Origin of the sequence: Deinococcus sp. JMULE3 (assembly GCF_013337115.1) — a bacterium.
Taxonomy (GTDB): Bacteria; Deinococcota; Deinococci; order Deinococcales; family Deinococcaceae; genus Deinococcus.
In genome coordinates this window covers 684,484-710,268 of record NZ_SGWE01000004.1, presented here as the reverse complement: position 1 = coordinate 710,268, position 25,785 = coordinate 684,484, and the positions used below count along the sequence as shown (strand labels likewise).

Genomic DNA, 25,785 nt, shown 5'->3' with positions numbered 1-25,785 from the left:
GACCGCCTGACGGGTGGGCACCTTGAAGACACCGCTCCGCGCGTGCAGCGCCGTCCAGCAGCCCTCCGGAGGACCACCGCCCACCTGCTGTGCCCGCCAGGGGAACAACACCTCCCGCCGGGCATGAAGACCCCCTCACCCACCCCGCACCCGGCCCCACCGCCCCGCCCGCCACGCTGAACTCCATGAGCGACGACCGGCCCGCCCCCACCTCCCGGACCTCGACCACGCCCCCTACCTGCGCGCCGCCCTCGACCTCGCCCGGCAGGGCCAGGCCGCCGGGAGTTCCCCCGTCGGCGCCGTCCTCGTGAACCACGAAGGCCAGATCATCGCGCGGGGCCGCAACCGCGTCGGCGAAGCCCAGACCTCCCAGCACGTCGGGGACGCCAGCGTCGCCCACGCCGAGATGGACCTGTACTTCCAGGTGGGCAAGCTGGACGACCCGCACACCCTGACGCTGTACACCAGCCTGGAACCCTGCCTGATGTGCGGCGGCGCCAGCGCCCTGCTGGGCATCGGCCGGGTCGTGTGGGCCACCGACGACGCCTGGGGCGGCTCGGGGCGCCTGATCCGCTGGGCGGACCACCCCGCCATGCAGGACACCGTGGTCGTCCCCACCCCCGACCCGGTCCTGGAACGCGAGGGCGCCCTGCTCTTCGCCCCCGAGGCGAAACGCGCCTTCCCCGAAGAGGGCTGGCAGCTGTGGCGCACCCGCTACCCCCAGGAGACCCGGGCCGCCGACCGAACCGACACGCCGTAACCCGCCCGATCATCCGCCCGGCGAGCAGGCGCGGTTCGCCTGCCGCGCGCGGCACGGCACGCAGAGGCCGTCCAGGCGTCACAATAGGCCAATGACTGTCCTCGTCGTCGGCAGCGTCAACGCGGACCTCACCGTCCGGACCCCCCGCATCCCCGCCCCCGGTGAAACCGTGCTGGGCGGGGACGCCGTCACCTCGCCCGGCGGGAAGGGCGCCAACCAGGCCGTCGCCGCGGCGCGGGCCGGGGCCGACGTAGCCCTGACCGGCGCCGCCGGACAGGATGCCTTCCGGGACGTCGCCCTGCGCGGCCTGCACGCAGCCGGCGTGAACCTGAGCGGCCTGCACACCCTGGACGCCCCCACCGGACTGGCCCTGATCACCGTCGCCAGCAGCGGCGAGAACGCCATCACGGTCGCCAGCGGCGCCAACGCGCACGTCACGCCCGACCACCTGCCCGCCACGCTGGACGGCGTCACGCACCTCCTGCTGCAACAGGAACTCCCGCTCGAGGTGACCCTGCACGCCGCCCGCACCGCCCGGCAGCTCGGGATTCCCGTCCTCCTCAATGCCGCCCCCACCCGTGACCTGCCCGGCGAGCTGCTGCGCCTCGTCACGCACCTGATCGTGAACGAACACGAACTCGCCGCGCTGCGGCCCGAGGGCACCAACCTCGAACGGCAGGCGCACAGCCTCCTGGACCGCGGTCCGGACGCCGTGACCGTCACGCTGGGCGCCCAGGGCAGCGTCACCGTCACGCGCAGCGGCACCCACCGCCTGCCCGCCTACCCGGTGCAGGCCACCGACACCACCGGCGCCGGGGACACCTTCTGCGGTGTGCTGGCCGCCCGACTGGCCCTGGGCGACCCGCTGCCCGCCGCGCTGCGGGCCGCCGGGATCGCCGCCGCCCTGGCCTGCACCCGCCCCGGCGCGCAGGACGCCATGCCGGACTGGGCCGAGGTGCAGGCCATCCTCACGCCAGCCTGACCGCCCCCACCGGCCCGATTGACCCTGGTTCAGGCCGCCGGGGGTGGGCTACGCTCGGCGTATGCGCTACCGCACCTTCACCGAACACGACTACCCGGCCCTGCAGGCCCTCGACCTGGACGTGCAGCGCCACGCCGAACCCACCTTCGACACCCTGCCCGAACGCGAACGCGCCGGGAGGCTCCACACCAGCCTCCCGGCCCTGAAATTCTACGAACGCAGCGAACACTCCTTCGTCGCCGAGGAGAACGGCGCCCTGCACGGCGTCATCCTGGCGCAGTCGGTCTGGCAGGGCGACCGGCCCATCGTGCTCGTCCGCACCCTGAGCGTCCACCCCCAGGCCCCCGCGGGCGTCACCGAGGGCCTGCTGCACGCCACCGTGAAAAGCGCCTACGACACGGCCGTGTACGAGGTCCACTACCCCGTCACGCCCGAGCTGCGCGCCGCCGCCGCCGCCGAGAGCGCCGTCCTGACCGGCACGTACGCCGTCACGCACCTGGGCACCCGCGCGCAGACCGCCCCCGGCGAACGACTCGCCGACCAGACCGGCCGGACCCAGACCAGCCCGGGCCAGGCGGACTGAAGCGGGGCTCCCTGTCCCCACCGCGTGACCGTCCTGACCTGCATGACCCTGCGGCCCACATGAGCGTGCTGACTGGATGACTGGGCACCCCACCCGCCCGGAGCGCATAATGACGGCATGACCAACACCGCCACCCGCGTGCTGCTGGGCGTGCGCGGCATGAGCCGCGACGCCGGAACCACCGTCGCCCAGGCCCTGAGCGCCATGCCCGGCATCGTGAGAGCCACCCCCGACGAGGGCCAGCTGGAAGTCCACTATGACCCCTCGCAGCTGACCGTCATGGACATCGTCCGCGCCATCCGCCGACAGGGTTTCCTGGCCGGCATGATCTGAGCGTGGCCCTGGGGTATGTGGGCGTCCTGACCATCCGCGTCGAGATGCCCTGGGTCGCCAGCCTGAAGGAGAAACGCGCCCTGGTCCGCCCGGTCGTCGAACGCCTCAAGGCCCGCTTCCCCCTGACCGTCGCCCGCCTGGACGGCCTGGACGCCCACGACTGGGAGGTCATCGGCGTGGCGACCCTCAGCAACGACTACGGCTGGGTCGAGGAGACCCTGCGCATGGCCGCCGACTACGTCGCCAAGGAAGGCCCGTACCGCGTGACCAGCGAGCAGATCGAGATCACCCCGCTGGGCCCGGACGACGACGACCACGAGGACGAGTAACCCAGAACAGCAGGCGGGCCGGAGGGGGATTTGCTCCCCTTCCGGCCCGCCCCCTGTCTGATCACTTCAGCTGATCGAAGCCCGCAGGCGGCGTCAGCAGGCGCCAGTTCAGTTCGCTCGCGCCGCTGAATTCCGGTTTTTCCCTGCCGGTGCAGTCGTACTTCACGTTCGCCTTGCGCATGATCGGCCACACCACCGCTGCCGCGCGCCCCGCCACGTCCCGCCGCGCGATACCGCCCATGATGCGCGAGTCCTCGCTGCCGCCCGACGTGCGGTTGTCACCCATCACGAAGTACTGCCCCTGGGGCACCGTGAACTCCTGCCGGTCCGGCACGACGTTCACGGCATACCCGTCGATGGACGCGGACGTGATGTTGTTCGCCACCGAGCTCTGCGTGTCCCAGCAGCCCTGCTCCTGCCAGTAGGCGGTCGTCCAGGTCGAATCCAGCTTCTGCCCGTTCACGCTGACCTCGCCCGCCGTGATGCTGACCCGGTCGCCCGGCAGGCCGATCAGCCGCTTGATCAGGAACGGCCGGTACGAGTACAGCCCGAACGCACTCTTGTTCAGGTTGCCGATCTTCGCGCTGGCCTCGCGGGGCGGCTTGAAGATCAGGATGTCCCCACGCTTGAACTCCCCGACGCCCGCCTTGTGCAGCCACGTCTCGTACTTCGGCACGAACACCCGCTCGCCATTGCGGAGGTTCGGCATCATGCTCACGCCGTCCACGCCGACCAGCGTCGCCACGAACTGCGTGATCACCACCGCGAACACGATGGGCTCCAGGATTTCCTTCCAGAGTTTCTGCAGCGCGGTCTGCGGGGGCTTGGTCGGGGCGGGCGTCTGGGGGACTGTCATGCACCGCGCAGAATACCGGATGGGACCACGCCCCGGTCAGTCCCGCAGGGTCAACAGGCGCGGCAGTTGCGTCTGCGCGGCCTCCACACCTGCCTGCACCGCCACGTCCGCCCGGTTGAAGTTCAACAGGTCCACGTCCCGCAGCGTGGGCCGCAGCAGCACGTCCGGTCGGTACAGGCCCACGCGGGCGTCGGTCAGTTGCGCCTGCATGATCTCCACCGCGCGCCGCAGCGTCTGCACGGTCCCCAGCGGCGCGCCCGCCGATTCCCGCCGCCACAGGCCCCCGCGACGCTCGGTCCGGTCCAGCACGTCCGGCGCGGTGACGTCCACCGCCAGCACCCGCCGCGCCCCCAGGAACCGCGCGGCGTCCACCGGCACCTGATTCAGGATCCCGCCGTCCGAGAGCAGCATCCCGTCCAGCGCGACCGGCTCGACCGCGCCCGGATACGCACTGGTCGCCCGTAGCGCGTCGTGCAGGTTCCCGCGCTGCAGGTACACGGCGCGGCCCGAGCGCAGGTCCGTGGCCGTCACCGCCAGCGGCACGCGCAACTCCTCGAACGTGGCGGGCAGGTGATCGGCCAGCCACGCACTCACCACGCCCGAGCGGACCAGCCCGGGACCGGGCCGCAGGTCCAGCAGGCGCCGCCACGACACGCCGCGCGACAGGCGCTCCATCTCGTCTGCGCTGTACCCGGCCGCGATGAACGCGCCCACCAGTCCACCCATGCTCGTCCCGGCCAGCACGCCGGGCGTCAACCCGTGTTCCTCCAGCACGCGCCACACGCCGATGTGCGCCAGCCCGCGTGCGCCCCCACCGCCAAGCACCAGTCCGTAGTTCATCTCAGACGCCACTGTACGACTCTTTTGAACCCGGTACAGTTGCCGGGGGTACGCCGCCGTGTTACCCGCAGCAGTGACCGTTGGGGTAGCTTGTGGGGGATGCCGATCGCAGGACAGGTGGTGGGAAACGGCGTCCGACTGGTCCGCCCGGTCGGTCGCGGTTCGCACAGCCTGGTGTACTTCGCCGTGGCCCGCGACGGGCAGCCCTGCGCCGTGAAGATCTTCCCCGCGCACCTCGGCGGGTACGCCGAACGCGAGTACGACCACGCCCACGACCTGCACCACCCCCGCCTGGTGCGCGTCATGGAACGCACCGTCGTGGACGACCAGCCGGCCCTGGTCAGCACCCTGGCCCGCGGCGAGGTGCTGTTCCGCCGCTACGCCCAGCGGCCCGCCCTGCAGCAGGAACGCCGCGCGTACCTCCTGACCCTGGTGCACCTCCTGGACGCCCTGGGATACATGCACGAACGCGGACTGGTCCACCGCGACATCAAACCGGAGAACATCATCGTCGAGGACGACGGCAGCGCGAAACTCGTGGATTTCGACCTGTCCGGCCCCACCCTGGAAACCTTCGATTCCCCCACCCGCATGGGCACCGCCGCCTTCCAGAGCCCCGAGGCGGCGCGCGGCGAACCCCTGGGACCCGAGAGCGACCTGTACGGCGTCGGCGTTCTGCTCGGCTGGGGCATCCACGGCTCGCTGCCCGACCCGGACGACCCCCACCCGCACACCCTCGACCCCCTGCAACCCCTGTACCTGAGCCTGACCCGCCAGGGGCGCACGGACCGCCCGCACGACGCCGCGCAGGTCCGAGCGGAACTGCTGCGACTGGCCGGACTGCCGTACTGACCACGCCGGACCCGCCGGGATCGCGCCCCCAGGCACGGTTCCCGCCCGCCGCGCCCGTTAGCCTGCCGGGATGCCCCACCCTCCCCCCGACTTTCAGGTGCCCGCCACCCTGCCGGAAGTGACCCGGCGGCTGGCCGCGCAGCACCTCCCGGACGGGGAACTGCCCTTCCCCCGCACCCGCCCGGCGGACCTGCTGAGCAGCCTGATCCGCACCATCCTGGGCCAGCAGAACACCCGCGCCGCTGCCGACCGGCAATACCGTGCGCTGCGCGAGGCGTACCCGCGGTGGGAGGCCGCCCTGCTCGACGGCCCGGACGGGATCGAGGACACCCTGCGCGGCGCGGGCGGCGGCCTGCACCGCAGCAAGGCCGCCAGCATCCACGGCATCCTGACCACCCTGGCCGGACCCGACGAGGACGGCCCCCTGACCCTGCAGCACCTGAGCGACCTGACCGACGAGGCGGCCCGCGCGACCCTGGAAGCCCTGCCCGGCGTGGGCCGCCACACCGCCTCACTGATCCTCCTGTTCGACCTGCACCGCCCCGCCATGCCCGTCGAGGGGAACCTGGACCGACTGGCCCGGCGGCTGGAATGGGTCCCGGACACCTGGACAGGCGCGCGGGTCGAACGCTGGTTCGACGCGACCGTGCCCCGCACCACCCCGGACCGCCTTCGCCTGCACGTCGCGGGCGTCCGGCACGGGCGCGAGGTTTGCCTCAGCCGCCACCCCCGCTGCCGCGCGTGCGTGCTGGCCGACCTGTGCCCCTCGGCTGCGCTGCTCGGACCGGGCTGAACGCGGCCGGAACGTGATGGGGAGGCGCGGGCTATGCTCGGGGGCATGACCGCTCCCACCCTCTCGCATGAACTCACGGTCGCGGCCGCGCTGGCGCGCGAGGCCGGGGCGCTGCTGCTGGCGCACCTGCGCGCCGGTTTCACCGTGGAACACAAGACGAGTGCCGACGACCCCGTGACCGTCGCCGACCGCGAGGCGTCCACGCTGATCATGACCGCCCTGGCCGCCGCGTTCCCGTCGGACGGCCTGCTGTCCGAGGAGGAGACCGACGACCGCGCCCGCCTGGGCCACGACCGGGTGTGGATCGTGGACCCCATCGACGGCACGAAGGAGTACTCGACGGGCCTGCCGGACTACTGCGTGAGCATCGGCCTCGCGGTGGGCGACGAGCCGGTCCTGGGTGTCGTGTACGCCCCGGAGACCGACGAGCTGTTCAGCGGCGTGGTGGGGCAGGTTGTCACCCTGAACGGCCAGCCGGTGCCTGCTCCCGCCAGTGGGCCGGACTGGCGCGTGGCCGTGTCCGACACCGAGCACGGGCGGGAACTGCACCGCACCTCGCTGCCCGGCATGAAACCCAGTGGCAGCATCGCCCTGAAGCTCGCGCGGATTGCGGCCGGTCAGGTCGACGCGACCTTCACCATGTCCCCCCGCAGCGAGTGGGACATCGCCGCCGGGCACGCCCTGCTGCGCGCCGCCGGGGGAGACCTGCGCCGCCGCGACGGCCGCCCCGTCCGCTACAACCAGCCGCGCCCGCACATCGAACAGGGATTGATCGGCGGCACGCCCGCCGCGCTGGACTGGCTGGAAGGGCAGCTGAGCGGGCACCGCCTGCCCGTCGCGCACCTGGGCCTGACCAAGGCCGACCCCGCCTGGACGCTGCTGCCCGAGGCCGACCGCGCCGCGCTGGACGGCCACCCTGGCGTGAACGTCCGCCACGCGAGCGGCGAGGTGCTGGCCCTGCTCGTCGTGAACCCCGGCACCCGGCAGGTCGAACGGGCCGAGGGCAACGCCTTCCACCTCGACCGCCTGACGCGGGACGTGACCCGCGCGCTGGGCACCTCCCAGAGCTGAGCGGTATGCAAAGTCCACTCACGCCCCGCGTGACCCTGAAACCCCTGCTGGACTTCACGCCGCACGAGTGGCGCGTCCTGCACGGCTTCTTCCGCGACCGGGAACTGGCCGACTGGAACGACGCCAAACCCATCCGCCTGCCCGGCTTCCTGTTCCGCCGCATCATGCAGGACGAGGAACGCACCGGCGAACGCCACGGCTTCGGCATCCTCGACGAGCACGGCACCCTGATCGGCAGCGCCGAACTGTACGACCTGCGGCCCTCCCCGCCCCTCACGCCCACGACAGGCACGCTGGGCGTCATGATCGGCCTGCCGGATCTGTGGGGCCAGGGCTACGGACGCGAGGCCGTGCAGGCGCTCCTGCAGTGGGCGTTCACGCGCCGCGACCCGACCCTGAACCGCATCCGGCTGACCACCTTCGGCCACAACCGCCGCGCACAACGCGCCTTCCTCGCCTGCGGGTTCCGCGAGGTGCACCGCACCGAACGCGAGGGCCGCACCGACGTCCACATGGAACTCACCCGCCCCGAATGGCTGGCCGCGCACCCGCCCGGCGGGTCAGAATAGACCCATGCGCGTCCTGCTGCCCGACCTGCCCGAATTCCGCGCCCTCAGCCAGCACGACGAACACGGCGTGCCCGGCGTGACCTTCGACCACTATCGCCGCGGCCACCTCCCCGATGGCGAGGCCGACGGCGTCGTCCTGTGGCTCACCGACGCCGCCACCCGCACCGCACTCCTCGCCACGCCCGGCGTGAAATGGGTGCTCACCCTGACCGCCGGCATCGAACACGTGCAGGCGCACCTGCCGCCCGGCGCGGCCCTGTTCAACGCCAGCCGCCTGCACGACCGCGCCGTCGCCGTGCACGCCCTGAGCGGCATGCTCGCCGCGTCACGCGGCCTGCACCGCTTCCGCGACGCGCAGCACCGACACCACTGGGACGCCCCCACCCTGCCCGGCGACTCCGCCCTGACCACCCTGGACGGCGCACACGTCGTCCTGTGGGGCCACGGGCACATCGGCCGGAACCTCGAAGAACTCCTCGCCCCGCACGGCGCGCACGTGCACGGCATCCGCAGCACCACCCCCACGGACGAACGCGACGAGCTGCTCGCCCAGGCGGACTGGGTCGTGCTGCTGCTGCCCAGCACCCCGGACACGCGCGGCATCGTGAACGCCGCCACCCTGCGCCACCTGAAACGCGGCGCGTGGCTCGTGAACGTCGGCCGCGGGAACCTCGTCGTCACCGACGACCTCCTGACCGCCCTGAACAGCGGACAGTTGGGCGGCGCGATCCTCGACGTCACCGACCCCGAACCCCTCCCCGAGGAGCACCCGCTGTGGGACCAGCCGAACGTGATCCTCACGCCGCACATCGCCAGCACCACCACCGACCTCGTCACGCGCGGCGCGCACCTCACCCGCGACTTCCTGATCGACCTGCAACAGGGCCACGAACCCGACGGCCGCGTCACCGCCGGACGCACGTACTGAGGCGAGAGCTCTGAGCTATGAGCACTGAGGCAGGAGATAAACGGATGCTGGTCGCTGTGCATATGGGACTGGTTCAGACCCAAGTGATGAGCGGAAGGCAAAGCCTCGCCAGCGTCTTTCAGGACGATGTCCTGACACCTATCTTCTCGCGTGACGCGGATCACTATGGCGAAAGTTGACCTTACCATTCCGGAACAGCAGGTTATCGGTGAAGTTCTTCGTGCCTTCGCTTCTGGTCGATTTGTCTCCAATGATCTGATGCATACGTTGCTGGGATATGGCATTCGGGACATACAAAAACTTTGTCATCTGTGGGGCGAGAGTCATTGGTCGGAACTCGATGACGAGCAAATCTGGTTGGTCGGTGCGGTATTTGACACCCTGCTCGCTTATCCTCATGACAGATGGGCTCTGTGGTACCGATATGTGCATGTTTCCCCGCGAAACGCTGAGCGCATTTTCGACAAATGGAATTATCTGACGGTGTCAGATGATGTCGATCAAAATGATTGCTGATGCTTGAAATAGTTCAATGGTGCACCTTAGGAATCCACAATTCTTGACAGAAAATGCTCTATCTTCACCCATGCACCTGCCCCCGCACGCGGTCCGGCCCGACTACGCGGGCGGCAGCATCCTGAACCTCGCCGCGACCCTCGGGGCGCATCTCGGCGTGCCCAGCCACCACGCCCCCTACCGCCACCCGCTGCCGCTGGACGGCGCGCGGCACGTCGTCCTGATCGTCGTAGACGCCCTGGGCGCCGGGCAACTGCGGGACGCCGTCACGCGCGGGGACGCGCCCACGCTGGCATCCCTGACGCCCGCACCGGGGGCGGTCACCAGCGTGTTCCCCAGCACCACCATGGCCGCCCTGACGACCCTGCACACCGCCCGCGCGCCCGCCGAGCACGGCTACCTGGGCCTGACCGTCTGGCTGGAGGAGGCGCAGGCGGTCGTGAACCTCATCCGCCTGTACGACGTGTACACCCACACGCCCCTGGCGGACGCGGGGTTCCTGGCCGCCGTGCCGTCCCTGTACCGCCAGTTGCGTGACCGGGGTGTGGCCGCGCATGTCGTCATGCCCGCCGCGTACCAGCACAGCGTGCTGACCCGCTGGGCCTGCGACGGCGCGGAATACCACCCCTACGCGCAGCCCGAGGAAACGCCCGCCCTGACCGCCGCGACCCTCCAGCCGGGGCAGCCGTCGTACACGCTGGTGTACTTCCCCGAGTACGACCTGATATGCCACGGCTCCGGCCCCGACAGCCCGGAGGCACACGCCGAACTGCGCCGCACCGACCGCATCGTCGCGGACCTGCTGGTCGCGCTGCCCAGGACCGGCGACACGCTGGTAGTCGTGACCGCCGACCACGGCCAGAGCCCCCAGCCCCCGGACGGCTACGTGGACGCCATCACGAAGAAGGTCATGAAAACCGCCCTGCGCGGCCCCGTCGCCGGAGAGGAACGCGCCGCGTACCTGCGCCCCCAGACCGGGCACCACGCCGAACTGGAGGCGCTGCTCGCCCCGCACGCCACCCTCCTGACCGCCGACGACGCCTGGACCGGCGGCCTGTTCGGCCCACCCGCCCACGCCAACCCCCGCCTGCGCCCGCGCGTGGGCGACCTGATCGCCGTGCCGCACCCCAGGCACGCCATCCGCCGCCCCACCAGCCCCGCCCCCATGCTCGGCCTGCACGGCGGCTGGACCGCCCAGGAGATGCTGGTGCCCGTGCTGAGTGTGCGGGTCTAGCCCAGCCAGCGCAGGTGAGGGGTGACGTCCTGCACGTGGTCGCCCCAGTGAGAGTCGTGACTCCAGCGCAGCCAGGCCAGCGCGGCGGCGGCCCCGTCCGTGTCGGCCAGCGCGAGAGCCGTGCCCAGGTCGAGGGCGAGGTCCGTCAGGTCGTCCAGCGCGTCGCCGATCTCGTCGGGGAGGTCGCAGCGGCCCAGGGCGCGGCCGGTGGCCGGGTCGTAGAAGCCGGGTTCCGGCCATGCCCGGGCAATGCGGGCGCGCAGGTCACGGTGCGCCACGCGCGGGGGTGTCTTGAGAGCGGGTACGCCAACGGGAAGCGCCTCAACCGCCTGCCTTAACCCTTCCAGCAGGTCGGCCAGCGCGCCGGGCGAGAGGCCCTCTCGTTCCAGCAGGGCCGCGTGAACTCGGCGCACATGCGCCAGCATCAGGACAGCAGGACCGCCGGGCGTTTCTTCGGCGGGGCTTTCGGTTCGGGCAGGGTGGGGACGTGGTCCTCGATCAGGCCGCCGCCCAGCAGGCGCGGTCCGGCGTACAGCACGGCGCTCTGACCGGGCGCGACCGCAAACTGCGGGTCCTGGAAGGCCAGTTCGAAGCCGCTCTCGTCGGCGCGGATCACGCGGGCCTTCACGGGCGCGGTGCGGTAACGGACCTGCACCTCCAGTTCCCCCGGCAGTTCGGTCAGGTCGATCAGGTAGTTGGCGCTCTGCGCCTTCAGGCCGGTCCACAGGCAGTCGTCGTAATCGCCCACCCAGACGGTGTTCGTGTCAGGTGCCAGGTGCACGACGTGCCGCACCCGGTGTGACTGGTACAGGCCCAGGCCCTTCTTCTGGCCCAGCGTGTAGAACTGCGTGCCCAGGTGCTCACCCACGACCTCGCCGCTGCTGATCTCGCGGATGAAGCCCTGCGCCTGCGGAATGTGCTCGGCCACGAAGTCCTGCACCTTGCCCGGCACGAAGCAGATGTTCTGACTCTCGGGTTTCTGCGCGGTCAGCAGGCCGCGCTCCGCGGCGATCTCACGCACGCGGGGTTTCTCCAGTTCGCCCACGGGGAAGAGGATGTACGGCAGCGCGTCGCGCGGCGTGCCCCACAGGAAGTACGTCTGGTCCTTGCGCGGATCGTCGCCCCGATGGAATTCCACCTCGCCCCGCGCGTTCTCCACGCGTTTCACGTAGTGCCCGGTGGCGACGTAACGGCAGCCGAGCATCTTCGCCTTCTTCACCAGTTCGTCGAACTTCACCTTGGTGTTGCAGTTCACGCAGGGGTTCGGCGTGCGGCCCTTGCTGTACTCGTCAATGAACGGCCCGACGATGTGCCGCTGGAACTGCTCGCGGTAGTCCAGCAGGTAGAACGGCACGCCCACCTGCTCGGCCACGCGCCGCGCCTCGTACGCCGCGTCCGGCGAGCAGCATGAGTCGAAGGTGTCGGTGCGCTTGTCGTCCGGCCAGAAGCGCATCATCGCGCCGACCACCTGGTACCCCTGGTCCTTCAGCAGCGCCGCCGTGACTGACGAATCCACGCCGCCGGACATGGCGCACAGCACCCGTTCCCCCGCAGCGGCGGCAGGGGCGGGGACGGTCGCGGAGGCAGGGGAGGGGGCACTCATACAGCCGCGCAGCTTACCAGACGCCCCCAAAGGCGGCGGTGACGCGCGCGGCAATTGAGGTGGGGCTGCCGGGAGGGTTACCGCTCGGGTTGCCAGCCGGGCGGGCGGGTCAGGTAGTGCAAGCGGTCGCGCCAGCTGCGGGCGTGGCGGACGTCGTGCCACAGCGCGGCGAATTCGTGGAAGGCGACCTGCACGGGCCGGTGCGTGTGGATGTTGTGCACGAGGCCGTAGCGGACGGGTTCCGTCTCGGGCTGGAAGGTGCGGTGCAGGCGGTCCCAGACGATCAGGATGCCGCCGTAGTTGCGGTCGAGGTACACGTCGTTGCTGCCGTGGTGCGCGCGGTGGTGGCTGGGCGTGTTCAGCACGTACTCGATGGGGGCGGGCAGGCGGCCCACCCGTTCGGTGTGAACGAAGAACTGGTACAGGAGGTTCCACGCCTGCGCGAGCAGCACCATCCACGGCGCGAAGCCCAGCAGGGGCAGGATCAGCCAGAAGGGCAGGGCGGTCATGGGCACCCAGGTCTGCCGCAGCGCGGTGGACAGGTTGTAGTGCTGGCTGGAGTGATGCACGACGTGACTGGCCCAGAACAGCCGGACCTCGTGGCTGACGCGGTGGTACCAGTAGTACGCGTAGTCGTCCGCGAAGAACAGCAGCGCCCACACCCACCACGCGTTTTCGGGCAGGCGCAGCGGCGTGAGGCTGTACAGCGCGGCGTAGAACGTCACGACGACGCCCTTCCACAGCAGGTTGATCAGGACGTTCCCGACGCCCATGCTCAGGCTGGTGACCGTGTCGCGCGTCTCGTACCCGTAGTGCTCGTGCGGCCCGTCGTGGTCGTGGTCGTGGCTGAGGTAGCGGTACGCGGCCCACTCGATCAGCAGGGACAGGATGAAGACGGGAATCGCGGCGCGGATCAGGTCAAACACGGCGCGCCTCCCACAGCTGCAGGCTGTCGAGGCTGGTGCTGCGCGCCACCTGCTCTGCGGCGGCAGGTCCCAGGGGCAGCGCGGCGTGCAGCGCGCGGTAGTGCTCGCGGGAGCGCTCGCGGCGCTGCGGGTCGCTGAAGTAGATCGCCCCGGCGCGGGCGTACACCTCGGCGAACGCGCCCAGCAGCAGCGGGGCCAGCGCGTTCCCGCTGCCGTGCGCGGCGAGCGTCTGGAACGCCCAGTCGAACGCGGCGAACGTCCGCGGCAGGTCCGGGTCGTCCGACTCGGCGGGCGGCGTGGCGAGGTGCTCGCGCAGTGCACGCGGGTCGTGGGCGGCGGTCTGCGCGACCCAGTGGGGGAGGAGCGCGGCGCGCAGGTCGAGCAGGTCCGGGACGAGGCCGCGCAGGTCCCCGTGGCGGGACAGGTGCGCGAGGACGCGCAGGCCGCCCTCGTGCGGGTGCAGGACGCGGGTGGGTTTGCCCTGGCGGATCTCCAGCAGGCCGTCGCGGCCCAGGCGTTGCAGGGCCTCGCGCAGGGTGGGCCGCGTGACGCCCAGGCTGGCGGCCAGTTCGCGTTCGGCGGGCAGGGTGCTGCCCGGCGGGTACGTGCCGTCCAGCAGCCGGGCGAGCAGGGTGTCCTCGGCGTGCAGCGCGGGCCGCAGCGGGGTAGGGTGGGGGCGGACATGCGAACCTCCTCGGTAGGGCTCAGTGGTCAGTGGTCTGACCAGTTTGGGCTGACCACCACCCACCCGTCAACCCCTCCCACCTGTCAGGCCCGCCCCGCCCGGTACACTCCCCGGCATGAGCCTCACGCCCGAGCACCTCCAGACCGCCGCGCACACGTACGGCACGCCCCTGTACGTCTACGACGCCATCGAACTCGACGCCGCGCTGGCCCGCGTCCGCGCCGCGTTCGGGGACGCCCGCGTGTACTACGCCATGAAAGCCAACCCCAACCTGACCCTGCTGCGCCGCCTGCACGCCCAGGGCGTCGGCTTCGAGTGCGTCAGCGCCGGGGAACTCGCCCGCGCCGCCCACATCGGCGCGACGGGCGACCGCATCCTCGTGAACGGCCCCGCCAAGACCCCCGGCGAGTACGCGACCGGCGCAGAACTCGGCGCTACCTTCATCCTCGACCGCGAGGAGGAGGTCCGCCTGCTCCCGCCCGCCTCCCGCGCCCTGATCCGCGTGAACCCCGCCCTGAACGTCAGCACGCACGACCACCTCGCCACCGGCGCTGCGGGCAGCAAGTTCGGCGTCACGCTGGACCAGGCTCCGCGCGTGCTGGACGCCCTGCGCGCCGCCGGGCACACCGCGCTGGGCCTGCACGTGCACATCGGCAGCGCCATCCGCGACGCGCACGACTTCACCGCCGCTTTCCACCGCCTGGGCGACCTGCGCGCCCACACCGGCCCGCTGGACGTCCTCGACGCCGGGGGCGGCTGGGGCCTGGGCGCGGACCTGCACGGCATCGCCCGCGAGGCCCGCGCCGCCGCCGCCACCTTCGGCGCGCAACTCTGGGTGGAACCCGGCCGGTACCTCGTCGCGCAGGCAGGCACCCTCCTCACCCGCGTGGTCGGCACCAAACGCACCGGCCGGAACTTCGTCCTGGTGGACGCGGGCATGACCGAACTCCTGCGCCCCATGCTGTACGGCGCGCAACACCCCGTCACGCCCCTCTGGGACCGAGGGGAGAGCGGCACCTGGGACCTCGCCGGACCCGCCTGCGAGAGCGGCGACCTCCTCGCACGGGACCTCACGCTGCCCGACCCGTACCCCGGCGACCTCCTCGCCATCCACGAGGCCGGCGCGTACGGCGCGGCCATGAGCAGCAATTACCTCACCCGTGCCCGCCCCGCCGAGGTCCTGCACGACGCGGGCACCTGGACCGTCATCCGCCAGCGTGAAACCCCGCAGGACATCTGGCGCGCAGAAGAGAATGTGTAAAAATTCGCGTCCCCGTGGGCGATTTCGCCTCCTCCGGCGGGCGGGACGCGCTAGCGTGACCGGGTGATCGTCAAGGACCTCGAACCCCAGCAGCATGCCGACCCGCTGCGTCGCGCCGGGTATGACGCGGAACGGCAGATGGCCCACTACCTCAAACGCGCCTTCGCGGAGGACCCCCGCAAGTTCGTGTTCCACAACCTCCGCCTGGAACGGCGCGGCGAGGTCGCGCAGCTCGACCACCTGATCCTGCACCGGTTCGGCCTGCTGATCGTCGAGAGCAAGAGCGTGGCCGGACAGGTCAGCGTGAACGAGCACGGCGAGTGGACCCGCTGGTGGAACCGCCAGGGACGCGGCATGCCGTCACCCGTCCTCCAGGCGCGGCGGCAGCTGGACCTGCTGCTGGCCCTGCTGGACGACCACACCACCGAGCTGATGGACCGCTCCATGCTGGGCCTCAAGCAGCGCACCCTGAGCGGCGTGCGGCGTGACGTGCTGGTCGCCATCTCGGACGGTGGGCGCATCACCCGCAAGGCGGACGTGCCGGAACTCGTGAAGGCCGATCAGGTGCCCGACCGCGTGAAGGCCATCATCGGGGCCGAGCAGGAGAAGACCTTCGGCTCGTTCGGCTTCACCGACGCCGAGATGACCCGCATCCAGGCGTTCCTGCGGAACCGTCACGTTCCAGCACCTGCCCAGGAGGCGCCTGCCGCACCGGAACCGGCCCAGACCAGAGCCGCGCCCGTCAGTGCGCCCCCGGCGGAGCCCGCACGCCCCGAACGCCCCAGCGCCGCACCGGTCCGCACGTCGCAGGAGCGGCAGGCGCAGGCGCGGCCCCGCCCGGACGTGGCGTGCCGCGCCTGCGCCTCGGCGAACGTGACCGTGCAGTTCGGCAAGTACGGGTACTACCTGAAGTGTGGCGATTGCGGTGGGAACACGCCCGCCAAGCCGGTGTGCGCGGCGTGCGGGCAGCCGGGGAAGGTCAGCAAGCGCGGCCTGGAGTTCACCGCGACCTGCGCGGGCGGGCACACCTGGGCTTACTGGACAAACCCCGCCTGAACACGAATAGGAGGCGGGGCGCAGTCAGACCCCGCCTCCCGTGTTCTGCGTCCCCGCTTTAGAAGCTGTCGCTGCCGCCGATGCGGACACCCTGGTAGTAGGCGTACGCGGCGCTGTAGCAGGCGGGGCGGGCGTACCAGCTCTTGGCGGCGCAGATGGCTTTCATGTTCGTGTAGAACACGTCGTCGCTGGTCAGGCGGTTCGCGTCGGTCCGCTGGTACACCTTGAGGTTACGGTACGCGAAGTCGTGCACGTTACACGCGGGGCGGAAGTCCTCGCGGTACCCGAGGCCCAGGCCGTCGGGGGCGCTGCAGCCGTCGCGGCTCCAGTCCAGACCGGTGTACGGGCTGCTGGTCCCGGCGTACGTGCTGTACTGCGCGTTGTAGTTGCTGACGGTGCCCCACCCGGTGCGCTTGATGTAGTTCAGGCGGTCGCTGGCGTAATCCTGCGCGCCCAGCGCGGGCACGCTGGGGTAGGAGAGGACGGTGGTGCGTTCCCCGTACGCTTCCTGCAGCGCGGCGGTCAGGCCGGGGTCGTTGCCGTAACGGGCGAGGATCGCCTGACTGCCCGCGTCCTGCAACTCGGGGCGGGCGGCGTAGGGGTTCACGCTGGGCGCGGCCTGCTGGGAGCAGGCGGCCAGGGCGACGGGCAGCGCAAGGGAGACGACAACAGATCGGCGCATGGGGAATCCTCCGGGAGTGGGGGCGATGGGTTGTGAGACGCCTCCCACTCTACCGGTTCGTGTCAGGGCGGTGCCAGCCCCGGAGCCGCCGCCTTCAGCTCACACGGATTCCGTTTGTTTCGTGAACAACCCGGAACTTCACTGGTTTGCCAACTCCACGCCCGGAACCCGAGTACGTATCACCCCTCGGCGGGCACGTCCGGGAAGTTGCTGAGGGGGAAGGTGTCCACGTTCGCGCTGCGCTGCTGCACCAGCACCCCACCGTCCACGACCACGAACTGCCCCGTCACGTACGCCGCGTCGTCCGACGCGAGGAACGCCGCCGCGCCCGTCAGGTCCTCGGCCGTGCCGTAGCGGCCCAGCGGCACGGTCTTCTCCCGCTGCGCCAGATCCTCACCTTCCAGCCCGTACGTGTTGATGAACCCCGGCGTGATCCCGTTCACGCGCACGCCGTACGGGGCCATGTCCAGCGCCAGCGCCCGCGTGAACGCCTCCACGCCGCCCTTGGCCGCGTCGTACGACGTGAACCCCCGGTGCGAACGGGTCGCGCCGCCGCTCGACACGTTCAGGATCACGCCGCGCCGCCGCGTCGCCATGCCCCGCGCCGCCCGGTGGCTGCACAGGAACACGCTCTTGAGGTTCACGCGCAGGAACAGGTCCCACCACGCCTCGTCCGCGTCCAGGAAGTGCCGCTGGTCACTCGTGAGCGCCGCGTTGTTCACGAGCACGTCCACCGGCCCGAGATGAGCCTCGGTCGCCGCGAAGATCGCCTCCACGCCCTCCTGCACGCTCACGTCGCCCGGCACGCTCAGCGCCTGCGCGCCCGCCGCCGTCAGGGCGCCCACGACCGCCTGTGCCGCCGCCGCGTTCACGTCGTTCACCGCGACCCGCGCCCCCTCGGCCGCATACCGGTGCGCCAGGGCCGCGCCGATCCCACCCCCCGCCCCCGTGATGAGCACCGTCTTCCCCGTGAACCGCTGCAAAGTCGTCATGACGCACAGGGTACGGCAGGGGAGAGGATTCGGCTCAGGACGTCCGGTCGGACGGGTCGGGCAGGTCAGCCAGAGTGATCCCCTCAGCGTGCAGGAGTTGCACGATACACTCCCGGATGCCGAACAGGTCGTGGTAATCCACGGGAGGAACGGGCAGTGGTGATGGAGCCTCGGTCGCCGCTTCCCAGCCCAGGTCGCCAACTCGGCGGGCGTGCGTGTTCAAGATCGGGCTGCCGAAGGGGAGCGCTCGCTGGTACCACCAGGGCTCCCGTCCTTCCATGATCCCGATCTGGCCCAGGCCAATGACGCTGTACATCCGGTGAGGTCAGCAGGCGATCCACGAAGGCGAACGCCGCATGCAGAGCCGCGTTTCTGCCACGAGAGATAGGGAGTCGGAGAAGCAGTTCGATGTAGTGCGCGAACAGCATTTCAGCCAGAAAATACAGGCCGGGAATACCGTTTTCGCTGAACACTTCGTCTGCGGCCAGCTGATCGTAGGCGGGTTGCAGGTGCGAGAAGGCGGCCTGCCACTGCTCGCGCACGTTGAGGGTCGTCAGCGCCTCAGGTGCAGCCATACCTGCCCTCACTCCCGCCTGCGCAGCGCCAGCGCCGCCAGGAAGATGGCGGTGTTCACGAGGACGATGGTCGCGCCGGGGGCGGTGTCCTGGTAGTAGCTGAGGTACAGGCCCGTCACGCCGCCGACGGTGCCGAGCGCGGCGGCGAGGAGCATCATCTTCTTGAGGCTGCGGGCCAGGAGGCGCGCGGCGGCGCTGGACGTGATGAGCAGGCTGACGCTGAGGGTCGTCCCGACCAGCTGCACGGTCAGCACGACGACGAGGCCGATCAGGATCAGCAGCAGGCTCTCCAGGCGGCGCACGGGGAGGCCGACGGCGCGCGCCTCGGTCGGGTCGAAGGAGGCGAGCAGGAGTTCCTTCTGGATGGCGGTCAGGATGCCGCCGACGACGACGGTGACGGCCAGTGCGCCCCACAGGTCGGCGGGCGTGACGCCGAGGGGGTTGCCGATCAGGAAGTTGCTGAGGTCGGTGGTGAAGGTCGGGGCGCGCGACAGCATGACGATACCCAGCGCGAACATGCCGACGAACACGATGCCGATGGCGCTGTCCTGTTTCAGGCCGCTGCGCCGCCCGATGGCGCCGATGCCGAGCGCGGTGAGGACGGCGGCGATGAGCGCGCCGACGAGCAGGTTGCCTTTCATGAGGAACGCGCCGACGATGCCGGGGAACACGGCGTGGCTCATGGCGTCCCCGATGTAACTCAGGCCGCGCAGCACGACCCACGCGCCGACGAGGGCGCACAGGACGCTGACGAGCACCACGGCGAGCAGCGCGCGGGTGAAGAAGTCGAATTGCAGGGGGTCGGTCAGCAGGTGCAAGGGAAGCCTCGGAGGTGCGGGAAGGTGGTCAGGCCGGGTGTGTCATCCATCATCTTTCAACCATCGCCCGTCGACCTCACGCCTCGGCGTGCGTGTGGCCCAGGAAGCTGGTGCTGAACGTCGCCTCGATGTTCTGCGTGGTGTACACCTGTTCGGGCGTGCCGTCGGCGATCACGCGGCGGTTCACGAGCACGAGGTGGTCGCACCAGCGCCGCGCCTGTTCGAGGTCGTGCGTGACCATCACGACGGCGCGGCCCTTGTCAGCCTGCCTTCGCAGGAGGGCCATCAGGGTTTCCTGGGTGGCGGCGTCCACGCCGGTCAGGGGTTCGTCCAGCAGCAGCAGGTGCCCCTGGCGGGCCAGCATGCGGGCCAGCAGCACCCGCTGCCGCTGCCCGCCGGACAGCGCCCCGATGTGCCGGCCGCGCAGGTCGTACACGCCGGTTTCCTTCAGGGCGTCCTCCACGATCTGCCGGTCCTTGCGGCCGGGCCAGCGCAGCCAGCCCAGGCGGCCGGTGCGGCCCATCATGGCGGCGTCCCACACGGTCACGGGAAAGGCCCAGTCGAGCGTCTGCTGCTGCGGCACGTAACTGATGCACGAGCGGGCGCTGTGGCCGGGGTCGAAGCGCACGGCGTCCGCGTGGTCGGGCAGCAGGCCCACCAGGGTCTTCAGGAGGGTGCTCTTGCCCGCGCCGTTCGGGCCGATGATCGCGCTGAACGTTCCAGCCTCGAAGCGGACGCTGGCGTTCTCCAGGGCCGTCTGCGGGCCGTATTTGACTGTCAGGTTCTCGACGCCCAGCATCAGACCAGCATACCTCCCCACGCGGTGATGTTGCGAGCGCAGAATCAAAAATGGGTTGTGGGCAGTGGGAGCGAGCGGGTTCGGTCTATCCGACCCGGCCTGCCCGGAACGTTATCGCCTCAGGCAGACCATCCCCACAACCCACTTCCTACGACCCACAACCCACTCCCTCCTGCCTCAGCGCGTTTTCAGCGCTTTCACCATGATGTCCACGTTCGTCCGGAACGCCTTGAGGTACGTCTCGCCGCCGCTGCCTTTGGGTCCCAGGGCGTCGGTGTACAGCGCGGGGGCGATGCGGGCGCCGGTTTCGCGGGCGAGCGTCTGGGCGAGGCGGGCGTTCACGGTGTTCTCCGTGAAGATGACCTTCGCCCCGGCCTTCTTCATGGTCTGGGTCAGGGTGGCGAGTTCGCGGGCGCTGGGTTCCCGTTCGGTGCTCAGGCCCGGAATGACGGCGCCGATCAGGCGCAGCCCGTACCGCTCGGCGAGGTAGTGGAGGCTGTCGTGGTTGGTCACGAGGACGCGCTGCGCGGCGGGGACCGTGGCGAACTGTTTCTTCGCGTAGGCGTCGGCGGCGCTGATGGCTTTCAGGTGCGCGGCGGCGTTCTTCGCGTACGTGGCCTTCCCGGCGGGGTCGAGGCGGGTCAGGGCCGCCTGGGTGTTCTTCACGTACCCGGCGGCCAGGGTGGCGTCCCACCACGCGTGCGGGTCGAGCGCACCATGGTCGTCGTGCGCGTCGTGCCCGGCGTCCGCGTGGTCCTCGCCTTCATCGGCGGCATGGAGTTTCAGGCCCGCCGTGAGTTCCTGCACGGGCACTTTGGGCGCGCTGGCCTTCAGTTTGGGCAGCCAGGGTTCCAGGCCCGCGCCGTTCGCGAACAGGGTGCGGCTGCGGGCGAGTTCGCGGATCGCGCCGGTGCTGGGCTGGAAGGTGTGGGTGTCCCCGCCGGGCGGCACGATGACGTTCACGCTGACGCGGGTGCCGCCGACGGCCTTCACGAAGTCCGCGATGATCGTGGTGGTCGCGCTGACCTGCAGGGGCGCGGCCTGCGCCGTGGGTGCGGCGCACGCGGCGAGCAGCAGCGCGGGCAGGAGGAGGTGGGGGCGCGTCACAGCAGTTCGATGCCCTGGTACGGGCCGCGGCTGAGGGTGCGCAGGGCGTTCGCGCTGAGCCAGACGGTCTTCGTGACGCCGCCCTCGCGGATGGCACGCTTGTGGAGGTTGGCGCGCTGCACGCGTCTGGTCACGCCGGTGACCTTGCGGCCCACGCCGCCCTGTGCGCGGGCCTTGCCGCGCCGGGTGACGCTGTTCACCACGAGGTTCTTCTTGCCGGTCAGGTAGCATTCACGACTCATATTGATTTCTCCTTATCACAATTGGGGGTGGGGGGAAGGTTCACCGGCGCACGTTCCGCAGGTGCGGTCAGGCGCGCAACGCGCGGTTCAGCAGTTGATCCAGCGCGTCCGGGTCGAGGTCGTGCCCGATGAACACCAGTTCGCTGAAGGCCTCGTCCGGGCTCAGCCACTCGCCCGCCGTCTCCAGCGCCAGTTGCCGCCCGGTGTGGTTCCAGAGGGTCGCCACGCCATTGCCCAGATTCACCCAGCCTTTGCTGCGGATCACGTTGCGCGGCAGGCCCAGCGTCAGCGCCTCGTTCAGCATGTCGGGGTCGAAGGGCTGCTCACTGCGGAAGATGTGGGTGCCCAGGCCGTAGGTCTCGGATTCCGGGGTGTGCTCTTTTTCCAGTTCGGCCATCCAGGCGTCGAGCTGGCTGGAGTGGTCGAAGTCGAACAGGCCAGTGTTCAGGAGTGCCTCGGCGGGCAGAACGCCGCGCGTGGCTTCCAGCACGCGGGCGCGGGGGTTGGTGATGCGGATCAGGTCGCGCAGTTGCCGCACGTCGTCGGGCGCGGCCAGGTCGAGTTTGTTCAGCACGACGATGTCCGCGAATTCCAGCTGTTCGGCCAGCAGTTCCCCGAAGCCGCGTTCGAAGTCGTCGCCGGGGATGGTGTCCTGGCGGTTCCAGAGCGGGAAGAACTGGGCGCTGTCCACGACGGTGATCATGGCGTCCACGTGCACGCGGCCCAGCAGGTCGGGGATGGCGGGCTGGCCTTCCTCGGGTTCGATCTCCAGTTCTTCGGGCGTCAGGCAGAAGCTCTGCGCGATGGGCAGGGGTTCGCCGATGCCGGTCGATTCGATCAGGATGGCGTCCAGGTCGCGCGTGGCCAGCAGGTCGTTCACGGCGTGCAGCAGGTCGCCGCGCAGCGTGCAGCAGATGCAGCCGTTGCTGAGTTCGATGGTCTGCTCGTCGGTCTTCACGACGAGGCTGGCGTCGATGTTCACGGCGCCGAATTCGTTCACGATCACGGCGACGCGTTGACCGTTCGTCTGCGTCAGCAGGTGGTTCAGGAGGGTGGTCTTCCCGGCGCCGAGAAAGCCGCACAGGACGGTGATGGGAACGGAAAGTGACTCAGGAGTGAACATAGCCTGATAACGATATTCTATTATCAATAATATGGCAAGGTTCCACACCCTTAGACGCTGCCCGCTGACCGCCCAGTTCTGGTTCCTGGGCCTCGACGCCCGCCAGGGCGACCTGACCCTGCGCGGCTTCTGCAAGACCCCCACCCCGCACGGCAGCAGCCGCTACACCCTGGACGGCCTCAGCCTGCACTCCGCCGGACTGACCCTGCTGCTGCCCGGCGAGTTGCTGCACTTCAACCGCCGCACCCAGACCTTCACGCGCGGTGGCCGCACCGTGCCCGCCACCGAGGGCCGCCTGCACCTGCGCGCCGCGCTGCACGCCCACGAAACCTGGATCGCCGCCCGCCACGGCCCCACCTACCGCGAGGGCCTCGTGACCCTGCACCGCCCACCCCGCCCGGTGATGGGCGCGCTGGAGCCCTGGCGCGCGTACCTCTCCTGCGCGTCCCGACTCATCCGGGACTGACCGGGGCATTCAGGTCGGTTTTCAGCTGCTCGCTTCACTCGCTGCAGAGGCACCGGGGAGACCCTCAAGCCCTCTGCATGCGGCGACGATCACGGGCTGCGACTCTTCCTGCACGCCGCGCCCACGCCGCCGACCGTGACCCTCCGGCAGCGGCGCGGCACAGCAAAAAGCCCACCGTTTCCGGTGGACTTCTTCGTGGTGGAGTCGAGGGGGATCGAACCCCTGACCTCGTCATTGCGAACGACGCGCTCTCCCAGCTGAGCTACGACCCCATGAGGCGAGAGGGAATGTAGCACGCACCCGACAGGCGTGCAAGGGGGCCGGGGCGGGCGCGGGCGGTCAGGTGGCATGGACACGGTCACCTTGCGGCCCGGCGTGAAGGCTTACACTCGCCAACATGAGTGCGCCCGCCACGCCCGCCCCCGCAGACACGCAGGACCGTTTCAGCTACAAGTTCGGCCAGGACGGCATCACCTTCGACGACGTGCTGCTGCAGCCCCGCCACTCGCAGGTGCTGCCGCACGAGGTGGACCTGGGCGCGCAGCTCACCCGCCGAGTCCGCCTGAACATCCCGTTCGTGTCCGCCGCGATGGACACCGTCACCGAGACGAACATGGCGGTCGCCATGGCCCGCGAGGGCGGCATCGGCGTGATCCACAAGAACATGCCCATCGACGCGCAGGCCGAGATGGTCCGCAAGGTCAAGCGCAGCGAGAGCGGCATGATCGTCGACCCGATCACCCTCCCGCCGCACGCCACCGTCGGCGAGGCCGACCGCATGATGGGCGAGTACCGCATCAGCGGCGTGCCCATCACCGACCCGCAGGGCAAACTGCTGGGCATCATCACCAACCGCGACATGCGCTTCGTGGACGACCTGAGCACCCCCGTCCGGGACGTCATGACCAGCCAGAACCTCGTGACCGTCCCGGTGGGCACCACGCTGGAGGAAGCGCAGGAGATCTTCAAACGCCACCGCATCGAGAAACTGCTGGTCGTCGAGGGCGAGGCGCTGCGCGGCCTGATCACCATCAAGGACCTCACCAAGCGCGTCAAGTACCCCCGCGCCGCCAAGGACAGCATGGGCCGCCTGCGGGTCGCCGCCGCGATCGGCGTGGGCGCCGACCTGATGGACCGCGCGGGCGCCCTGGTGCAGGCCGGCGTGGACGTCCTCGTGCTGGACAGCGCGCACGGGCACAGCCAGGGCATCCTGAACGCCCTGAGCCGCGTCAAGGAGACCTTCGACGTGGACGTCATCGCCGGGAACGTCGCCACCCGCGCCGGGGCACGCGACCTGATCCTCGCCGGGGCGGACGCCGTGAAGGTCGGCATCGGGCCGGGCAGCATCTGCACCACCCGAGTCGTGACCGGCGTGGGCGTCCCCCAGATCACCGCGATCTTCGAGGCCAGCAGCGCCGCGCTGGAAGCCGGGATTCCCATCATCGCGGACGGCGGCATCAAGCAGACCGGAGACGTGCCCAAGGCCATCGCGGCGGGCGCGAGCGTCGTCATGATGGGCAGCATGCTCGCCGGGACCGACGAGGCTCCCGGCGAGAGCATCCTGCGCGACGGCCGACGCTACAAGAGCTACCGCGGCATGGGCAGCCTGGGCGCCATGGACCAGGGCAGCGCCGACCGCTACTTCCAGAGCGGCAGCCGCAAGTTCGTGCCCGAAGGCATCGAGGGCATCGTCGCGTACAAGGGCACCGCCGGAGAGGTCATCTACCAGTTCGTGGGCGGCCTGCGTTCCTCCATGGGCTACTGCGGCGCGCCCGACCTGCAGACGCTGCGCGACACGGCGCAGTTCGTGCGCATCACCGGCGCCAGCCTGGTGGAAAGCCACCCGCACGGCGTGACCATCACCAAGGAAGCGCCCAACTACGGCGGACGGTAAGGCGAATCGGTGACCGGGCTGGGGCGGGGCGCACTTGCACTCCGTCCCAGCTGACAGACTGTCATCATGTCCGGGGCGTAAGGTGGACGGTATGAAGCGCCTGCTCACCGCCCCCCGCGAACCCGTGAACGCCCTGACCCACTGGGGCGGCGCGCTCGCCGCGCTGATCGTGCTGGGGCCGCTGCTGACGTGGGCGCACTCCCGCGGGCTGACCCTGTGGCCGTTCGTGGTGTTCAGCGTCAGCATGGTCGCCCTGTACGCCGCCAGCGCCAGCTACCACTCCTTCCGCCCCACGGAACGCGGGCTGCTGTGGCTGCGCAAACTCGACCACGCGGGCATCTTTCTGCTCATCGCGGGCAGTTACACCCCGGTGGCGTACTACGGCCTGGACGGCGTGTGGCGCGACGCCGTGCTGTGGCTGGTGTGGGGCATCGCCCTGAGCGGGATCGTCCTGAAACTCGTCACCATGCGCCTGCCACGCTGGATCAGCACCGCGCTGTACCTCGGGATGGGCTGGCTGGCCCTGCTGTTCATGCCCAAGTTCATCTACACCCTCAGCCCCGGCGCGCTGTTCTGGCTGGCGGCGGGCGGCGTGCTGTACTCCATCGGGGCTGTCATCTACGGCACGAAACGCTGGAATCCGCGCCCCGGCGTGTTCGGCTTCCACGAGATCTGGCACCTGTTCGTCCTCGCCGGGACTGGCGCGCACGTCGCCATGATGTTCCACCTGGGCTGAGGCGGGACAGCAGGAAGCGGGCCGGAGGTGACAGTGCACCCTCCGGCCCGCCCCGTGTCCGGCGGGGTTATACGGATTCCGTTTGTTTCGTTAACAGATCGGAAAATCACCGATCTGCCAACTCCACGCCCGGAACCCGTTTGTCTCCTACTCGCTCCGCTCGGGTTGAAAGTT

At 70.3% G+C, this 25,785-nt stretch carries 31 protein-coding genes and 1 tRNA gene; 17 read left to right on the top strand and 15 right to left on the bottom strand.

Features of this window, described 5'->3' with window-relative positions:
- Positions 1-238: 238 nt before the first annotated feature.
- The 5 genes from EXW95_RS06270 (at position 239) to EXW95_RS06250 (ending at position 2,987) form a co-directional block, all read left to right on the top strand.
- Positions 239-760: a nucleoside deaminase gene (locus EXW95_RS06270; protein WP_174368854.1), complete on the top strand. Its 522-nt coding sequence runs from the start codon at positions 239-241 to the stop codon at positions 758-760.
- Positions 761-851: 91 nt separating this feature from the next.
- Entirely contained in the window at positions 852-1,742 is an 891-nt protein-coding gene (locus tag EXW95_RS06265; protein WP_174366740.1) for a ribokinase, read from the top strand.
- Positions 1,743-1,803: 61 nt separating this feature from the next.
- Positions 1,804-2,325: a DUF1999 domain-containing protein gene (locus EXW95_RS06260; RefSeq protein WP_174366739.1), complete on the top strand. Its 522-nt coding sequence runs from the start codon at positions 1,804-1,806 to the stop codon at positions 2,323-2,325.
- A 117-nt stretch (positions 2,326-2,442) separates the two neighbouring features.
- Positions 2,443-2,658 (top strand): heavy-metal-associated domain-containing protein, encoded by a 216-nt coding sequence (locus EXW95_RS06255; protein WP_174366738.1) that lies wholly within the window; start codon positions 2,443-2,445, stop codon positions 2,656-2,658.
- Between the two features lie 2 nt (positions 2,659-2,660).
- On the top strand, positions 2,661-2,987 hold the full coding sequence (locus EXW95_RS06250; protein WP_174366737.1) for a DUF503 family protein: 327 nt from the start codon (positions 2,661-2,663) through the stop codon (positions 2,985-2,987).
- Between the two features lie 61 nt (positions 2,988-3,048).
- On the opposite strand, the gene lepB is transcribed toward EXW95_RS06250, so the two are convergent.
- Together lepB and EXW95_RS06240 are read right to left on the bottom strand one after the other, a co-directional pair.
- Positions 3,049-3,843 (bottom strand): signal peptidase I, encoded by a 795-nt coding sequence (gene lepB, locus EXW95_RS06245; protein ID WP_174366736.1) that lies wholly within the window; start codon positions 3,841-3,843, stop codon positions 3,049-3,051.
- Between the two features lie 36 nt (positions 3,844-3,879).
- Positions 3,880-4,683, bottom strand: coding sequence for a patatin-like phospholipase family protein (locus tag EXW95_RS06240; protein ID WP_174366735.1), 804 nt, complete (start codon positions 4,681-4,683; stop codon positions 3,880-3,882).
- Positions 4,684-4,782: 99 nt separating this feature from the next.
- Here EXW95_RS06240 and EXW95_RS06235 point away from each other — a divergent pair, with 99 nt between their 5' ends.
- From EXW95_RS06235 to EXW95_RS06205, 7 genes are all read left to right on the top strand, one after another.
- On the top strand, positions 4,783-5,535 hold the full coding sequence (locus EXW95_RS06235) for a serine/threonine-protein kinase (protein WP_174366734.1): 753 nt from the start codon (positions 4,783-4,785) through the stop codon (positions 5,533-5,535).
- 70 nt (positions 5,536-5,605) lie between these two features.
- Entirely contained in the window at positions 5,606-6,328 is a 723-nt protein-coding gene (gene nth / locus EXW95_RS06230; protein WP_217449169.1) for an endonuclease III, read from the top strand.
- A gap of 45 nt (positions 6,329-6,373) precedes the next feature.
- A complete protein-coding gene (locus tag EXW95_RS06225; protein WP_174366733.1) occupies positions 6,374-7,399 on the top strand; it encodes a 3'(2'),5'-bisphosphate nucleotidase CysQ in 1,026 nt (341 codons plus the stop codon).
- 5 nt (positions 7,400-7,404) lie between these two features.
- A complete protein-coding gene (locus tag EXW95_RS06220; protein WP_174366732.1) occupies positions 7,405-7,968 on the top strand; it encodes a GNAT family N-acetyltransferase in 564 nt (187 codons plus the stop codon).
- 4 nt (positions 7,969-7,972) lie between these two features.
- Positions 7,973-8,896 carry a D-isomer specific 2-hydroxyacid dehydrogenase family protein gene (locus tag EXW95_RS06215; protein WP_174366731.1) on the top strand — a complete coding sequence of 308 codons (924 nt, stop codon included), beginning with the start codon at positions 7,973-7,975 and terminating at the stop codon, positions 8,894-8,896.
- A gap of 150 nt (positions 8,897-9,046) precedes the next feature.
- Entirely contained in the window at positions 9,047-9,412 is a 366-nt protein-coding gene (locus EXW95_RS06210) for a hypothetical protein (RefSeq protein WP_174366730.1), read from the top strand.
- Between the two features lie 70 nt (positions 9,413-9,482).
- Positions 9,483-10,646 carry an alkaline phosphatase family protein gene (locus EXW95_RS06205; RefSeq protein ID WP_174366729.1) on the top strand — a complete coding sequence of 388 codons (1,164 nt, stop codon included), beginning with the start codon at positions 9,483-9,485 and terminating at the stop codon, positions 10,644-10,646.
- Here the strand turns inward: EXW95_RS06205 and EXW95_RS06200 are convergent.
- The 4 genes from EXW95_RS06200 to EXW95_RS06185 all read right to left on the bottom strand — a co-directional run bounded on the left by EXW95_RS06200 (position 10,643) and on the right by EXW95_RS06185 (position 13,923).
- Positions 10,643-11,059: a DUF5063 domain-containing protein gene (locus EXW95_RS06200; protein WP_174366728.1), complete on the bottom strand. Its 417-nt coding sequence runs from the start codon at positions 11,057-11,059 to the stop codon at positions 10,643-10,645. The two genes, EXW95_RS06205 and EXW95_RS06200, sit on opposite strands and share 4 nt — an antisense overlap.
- Positions 11,060-11,070: 11 nt before the next feature.
- Positions 11,071-12,249, bottom strand: a complete 1,179-nt coding sequence (gene mnmA / locus EXW95_RS06195; RefSeq protein WP_174366727.1) for a tRNA 2-thiouridine(34) synthase MnmA — start codon at positions 12,247-12,249, stop codon at positions 11,071-11,073.
- Positions 12,250-12,326: 77 nt separating this feature from the next.
- Positions 12,327-13,175: a sterol desaturase family protein gene (locus EXW95_RS06190; RefSeq protein WP_174366726.1), complete on the bottom strand. Its 849-nt coding sequence runs from the start codon at positions 13,173-13,175 to the stop codon at positions 12,327-12,329.
- On the bottom strand, positions 13,168-13,923 hold the full coding sequence (locus tag EXW95_RS06185; protein ID WP_174366725.1) for a GntR family transcriptional regulator: 756 nt from the start codon (positions 13,921-13,923) through the stop codon (positions 13,168-13,170). The genes EXW95_RS06190 and EXW95_RS06185 overlap by 8 nt, the downstream gene beginning before the upstream one ends.
- 52 nt (positions 13,924-13,975) lie before the next feature.
- On the opposite strand from EXW95_RS06185, the gene lysA reads away from it, so the two are divergent.
- Together lysA and EXW95_RS06175 are read left to right on the top strand one after the other, a co-directional pair.
- The gene (lysA, locus tag EXW95_RS06180) at positions 13,976-15,121 is read left to right on the top strand and encodes a diaminopimelate decarboxylase (RefSeq protein ID WP_174366724.1); all 1,146 of its coding nucleotides are present in this window, start codon (positions 13,976-13,978) and stop codon (positions 15,119-15,121) included.
- A 63-nt stretch (positions 15,122-15,184) separates the two neighbouring features.
- Positions 15,185-16,177, top strand: coding sequence for a nuclease-related domain-containing protein (locus EXW95_RS06175; protein ID WP_174366723.1), 993 nt, complete (start codon positions 15,185-15,187; stop codon positions 16,175-16,177).
- A 58-nt stretch (positions 16,178-16,235) separates the two neighbouring features.
- Here EXW95_RS06175 and EXW95_RS06170 read toward each other — a convergent pair whose 3' ends face one another.
- The 8 genes from EXW95_RS06170 to EXW95_RS06135 form a co-directional block, all read right to left on the bottom strand.
- Positions 16,236-16,859, bottom strand: coding sequence for a phospholipase A2 (locus EXW95_RS06170; protein WP_174366722.1), 624 nt, complete (start codon positions 16,857-16,859; stop codon positions 16,236-16,238).
- Positions 16,860-17,038: 179 nt separating this feature from the next.
- Positions 17,039-17,851 (bottom strand): SDR family NAD(P)-dependent oxidoreductase, encoded by an 813-nt coding sequence (locus EXW95_RS06165; protein WP_174366721.1) that lies wholly within the window; start codon positions 17,849-17,851, stop codon positions 17,039-17,041.
- Positions 17,852-17,885: 34 nt separating this feature from the next.
- Complete coding sequence (locus tag EXW95_RS06160) at positions 17,886-18,167, bottom strand: hypothetical protein (RefSeq protein ID WP_174366720.1); 282 nt, start codon at positions 18,165-18,167, stop codon at positions 17,886-17,888.
- 267 nt (positions 18,168-18,434) lie between these two features.
- On the bottom strand, positions 18,435-19,244 hold the full coding sequence (locus EXW95_RS06155) for a metal ABC transporter permease (protein ID WP_174366719.1): 810 nt from the start codon (positions 19,242-19,244) through the stop codon (positions 18,435-18,437).
- A gap of 76 nt (positions 19,245-19,320) precedes the next feature.
- The gene (locus EXW95_RS06150) at positions 19,321-20,043 is read right to left on the bottom strand and encodes a metal ABC transporter ATP-binding protein (RefSeq protein ID WP_174366718.1); all 723 of its coding nucleotides are present in this window, start codon (positions 20,041-20,043) and stop codon (positions 19,321-19,323) included.
- A gap of 177 nt (positions 20,044-20,220) precedes the next feature.
- On the bottom strand, positions 20,221-21,150 hold the full coding sequence (locus EXW95_RS06145) for a metal ABC transporter solute-binding protein, Zn/Mn family (protein ID WP_371809941.1): 930 nt from the start codon (positions 21,148-21,150) through the stop codon (positions 20,221-20,223).
- On the bottom strand, positions 21,147-21,392 hold the full coding sequence (gene rpmB, locus EXW95_RS06140) for a 50S ribosomal protein L28 (RefSeq protein ID WP_110830972.1): 246 nt from the start codon (positions 21,390-21,392) through the stop codon (positions 21,147-21,149). Before rpmB ends, EXW95_RS06145 begins: the two co-directional genes overlap by 4 nt.
- 67 nt (positions 21,393-21,459) lie before the next feature.
- On the bottom strand, positions 21,460-22,515 hold the full coding sequence (locus EXW95_RS06135; RefSeq protein ID WP_174366717.1) for a GTP-binding protein: 1,056 nt from the start codon (positions 22,513-22,515) through the stop codon (positions 21,460-21,462).
- Positions 22,516-22,546: 31 nt separating this feature from the next.
- Between EXW95_RS06135 and EXW95_RS06130 the strand changes: the two genes are divergently transcribed.
- A complete protein-coding gene (locus tag EXW95_RS06130) occupies positions 22,547-22,981 on the top strand; it encodes a hypothetical protein (protein ID WP_174366716.1) in 435 nt (144 codons plus the stop codon).
- Positions 22,982-23,177: 196 nt separating this feature from the next.
- Here the strand turns inward: EXW95_RS06130 and EXW95_RS06125 are convergent.
- Positions 23,178-23,253, bottom strand: a tRNA-Ala gene (locus EXW95_RS06125).
- A 125-nt stretch (positions 23,254-23,378) separates the two neighbouring features.
- On the opposite strand from EXW95_RS06125, the gene guaB reads away from it, so the two are divergent.
- Together guaB and EXW95_RS06115 are read left to right on the top strand one after the other, a co-directional pair.
- A complete protein-coding gene (gene guaB, locus EXW95_RS06120; protein WP_174366715.1) occupies positions 23,379-24,875 on the top strand; it encodes an IMP dehydrogenase in 1,497 nt (498 codons plus the stop codon).
- A gap of 91 nt (positions 24,876-24,966) precedes the next feature.
- A complete protein-coding gene (locus EXW95_RS06115) occupies positions 24,967-25,611 on the top strand; it encodes a hemolysin III family protein (protein WP_174366714.1) in 645 nt (214 codons plus the stop codon).
- Positions 25,612-25,785: the final 174 nt, after the last annotated feature.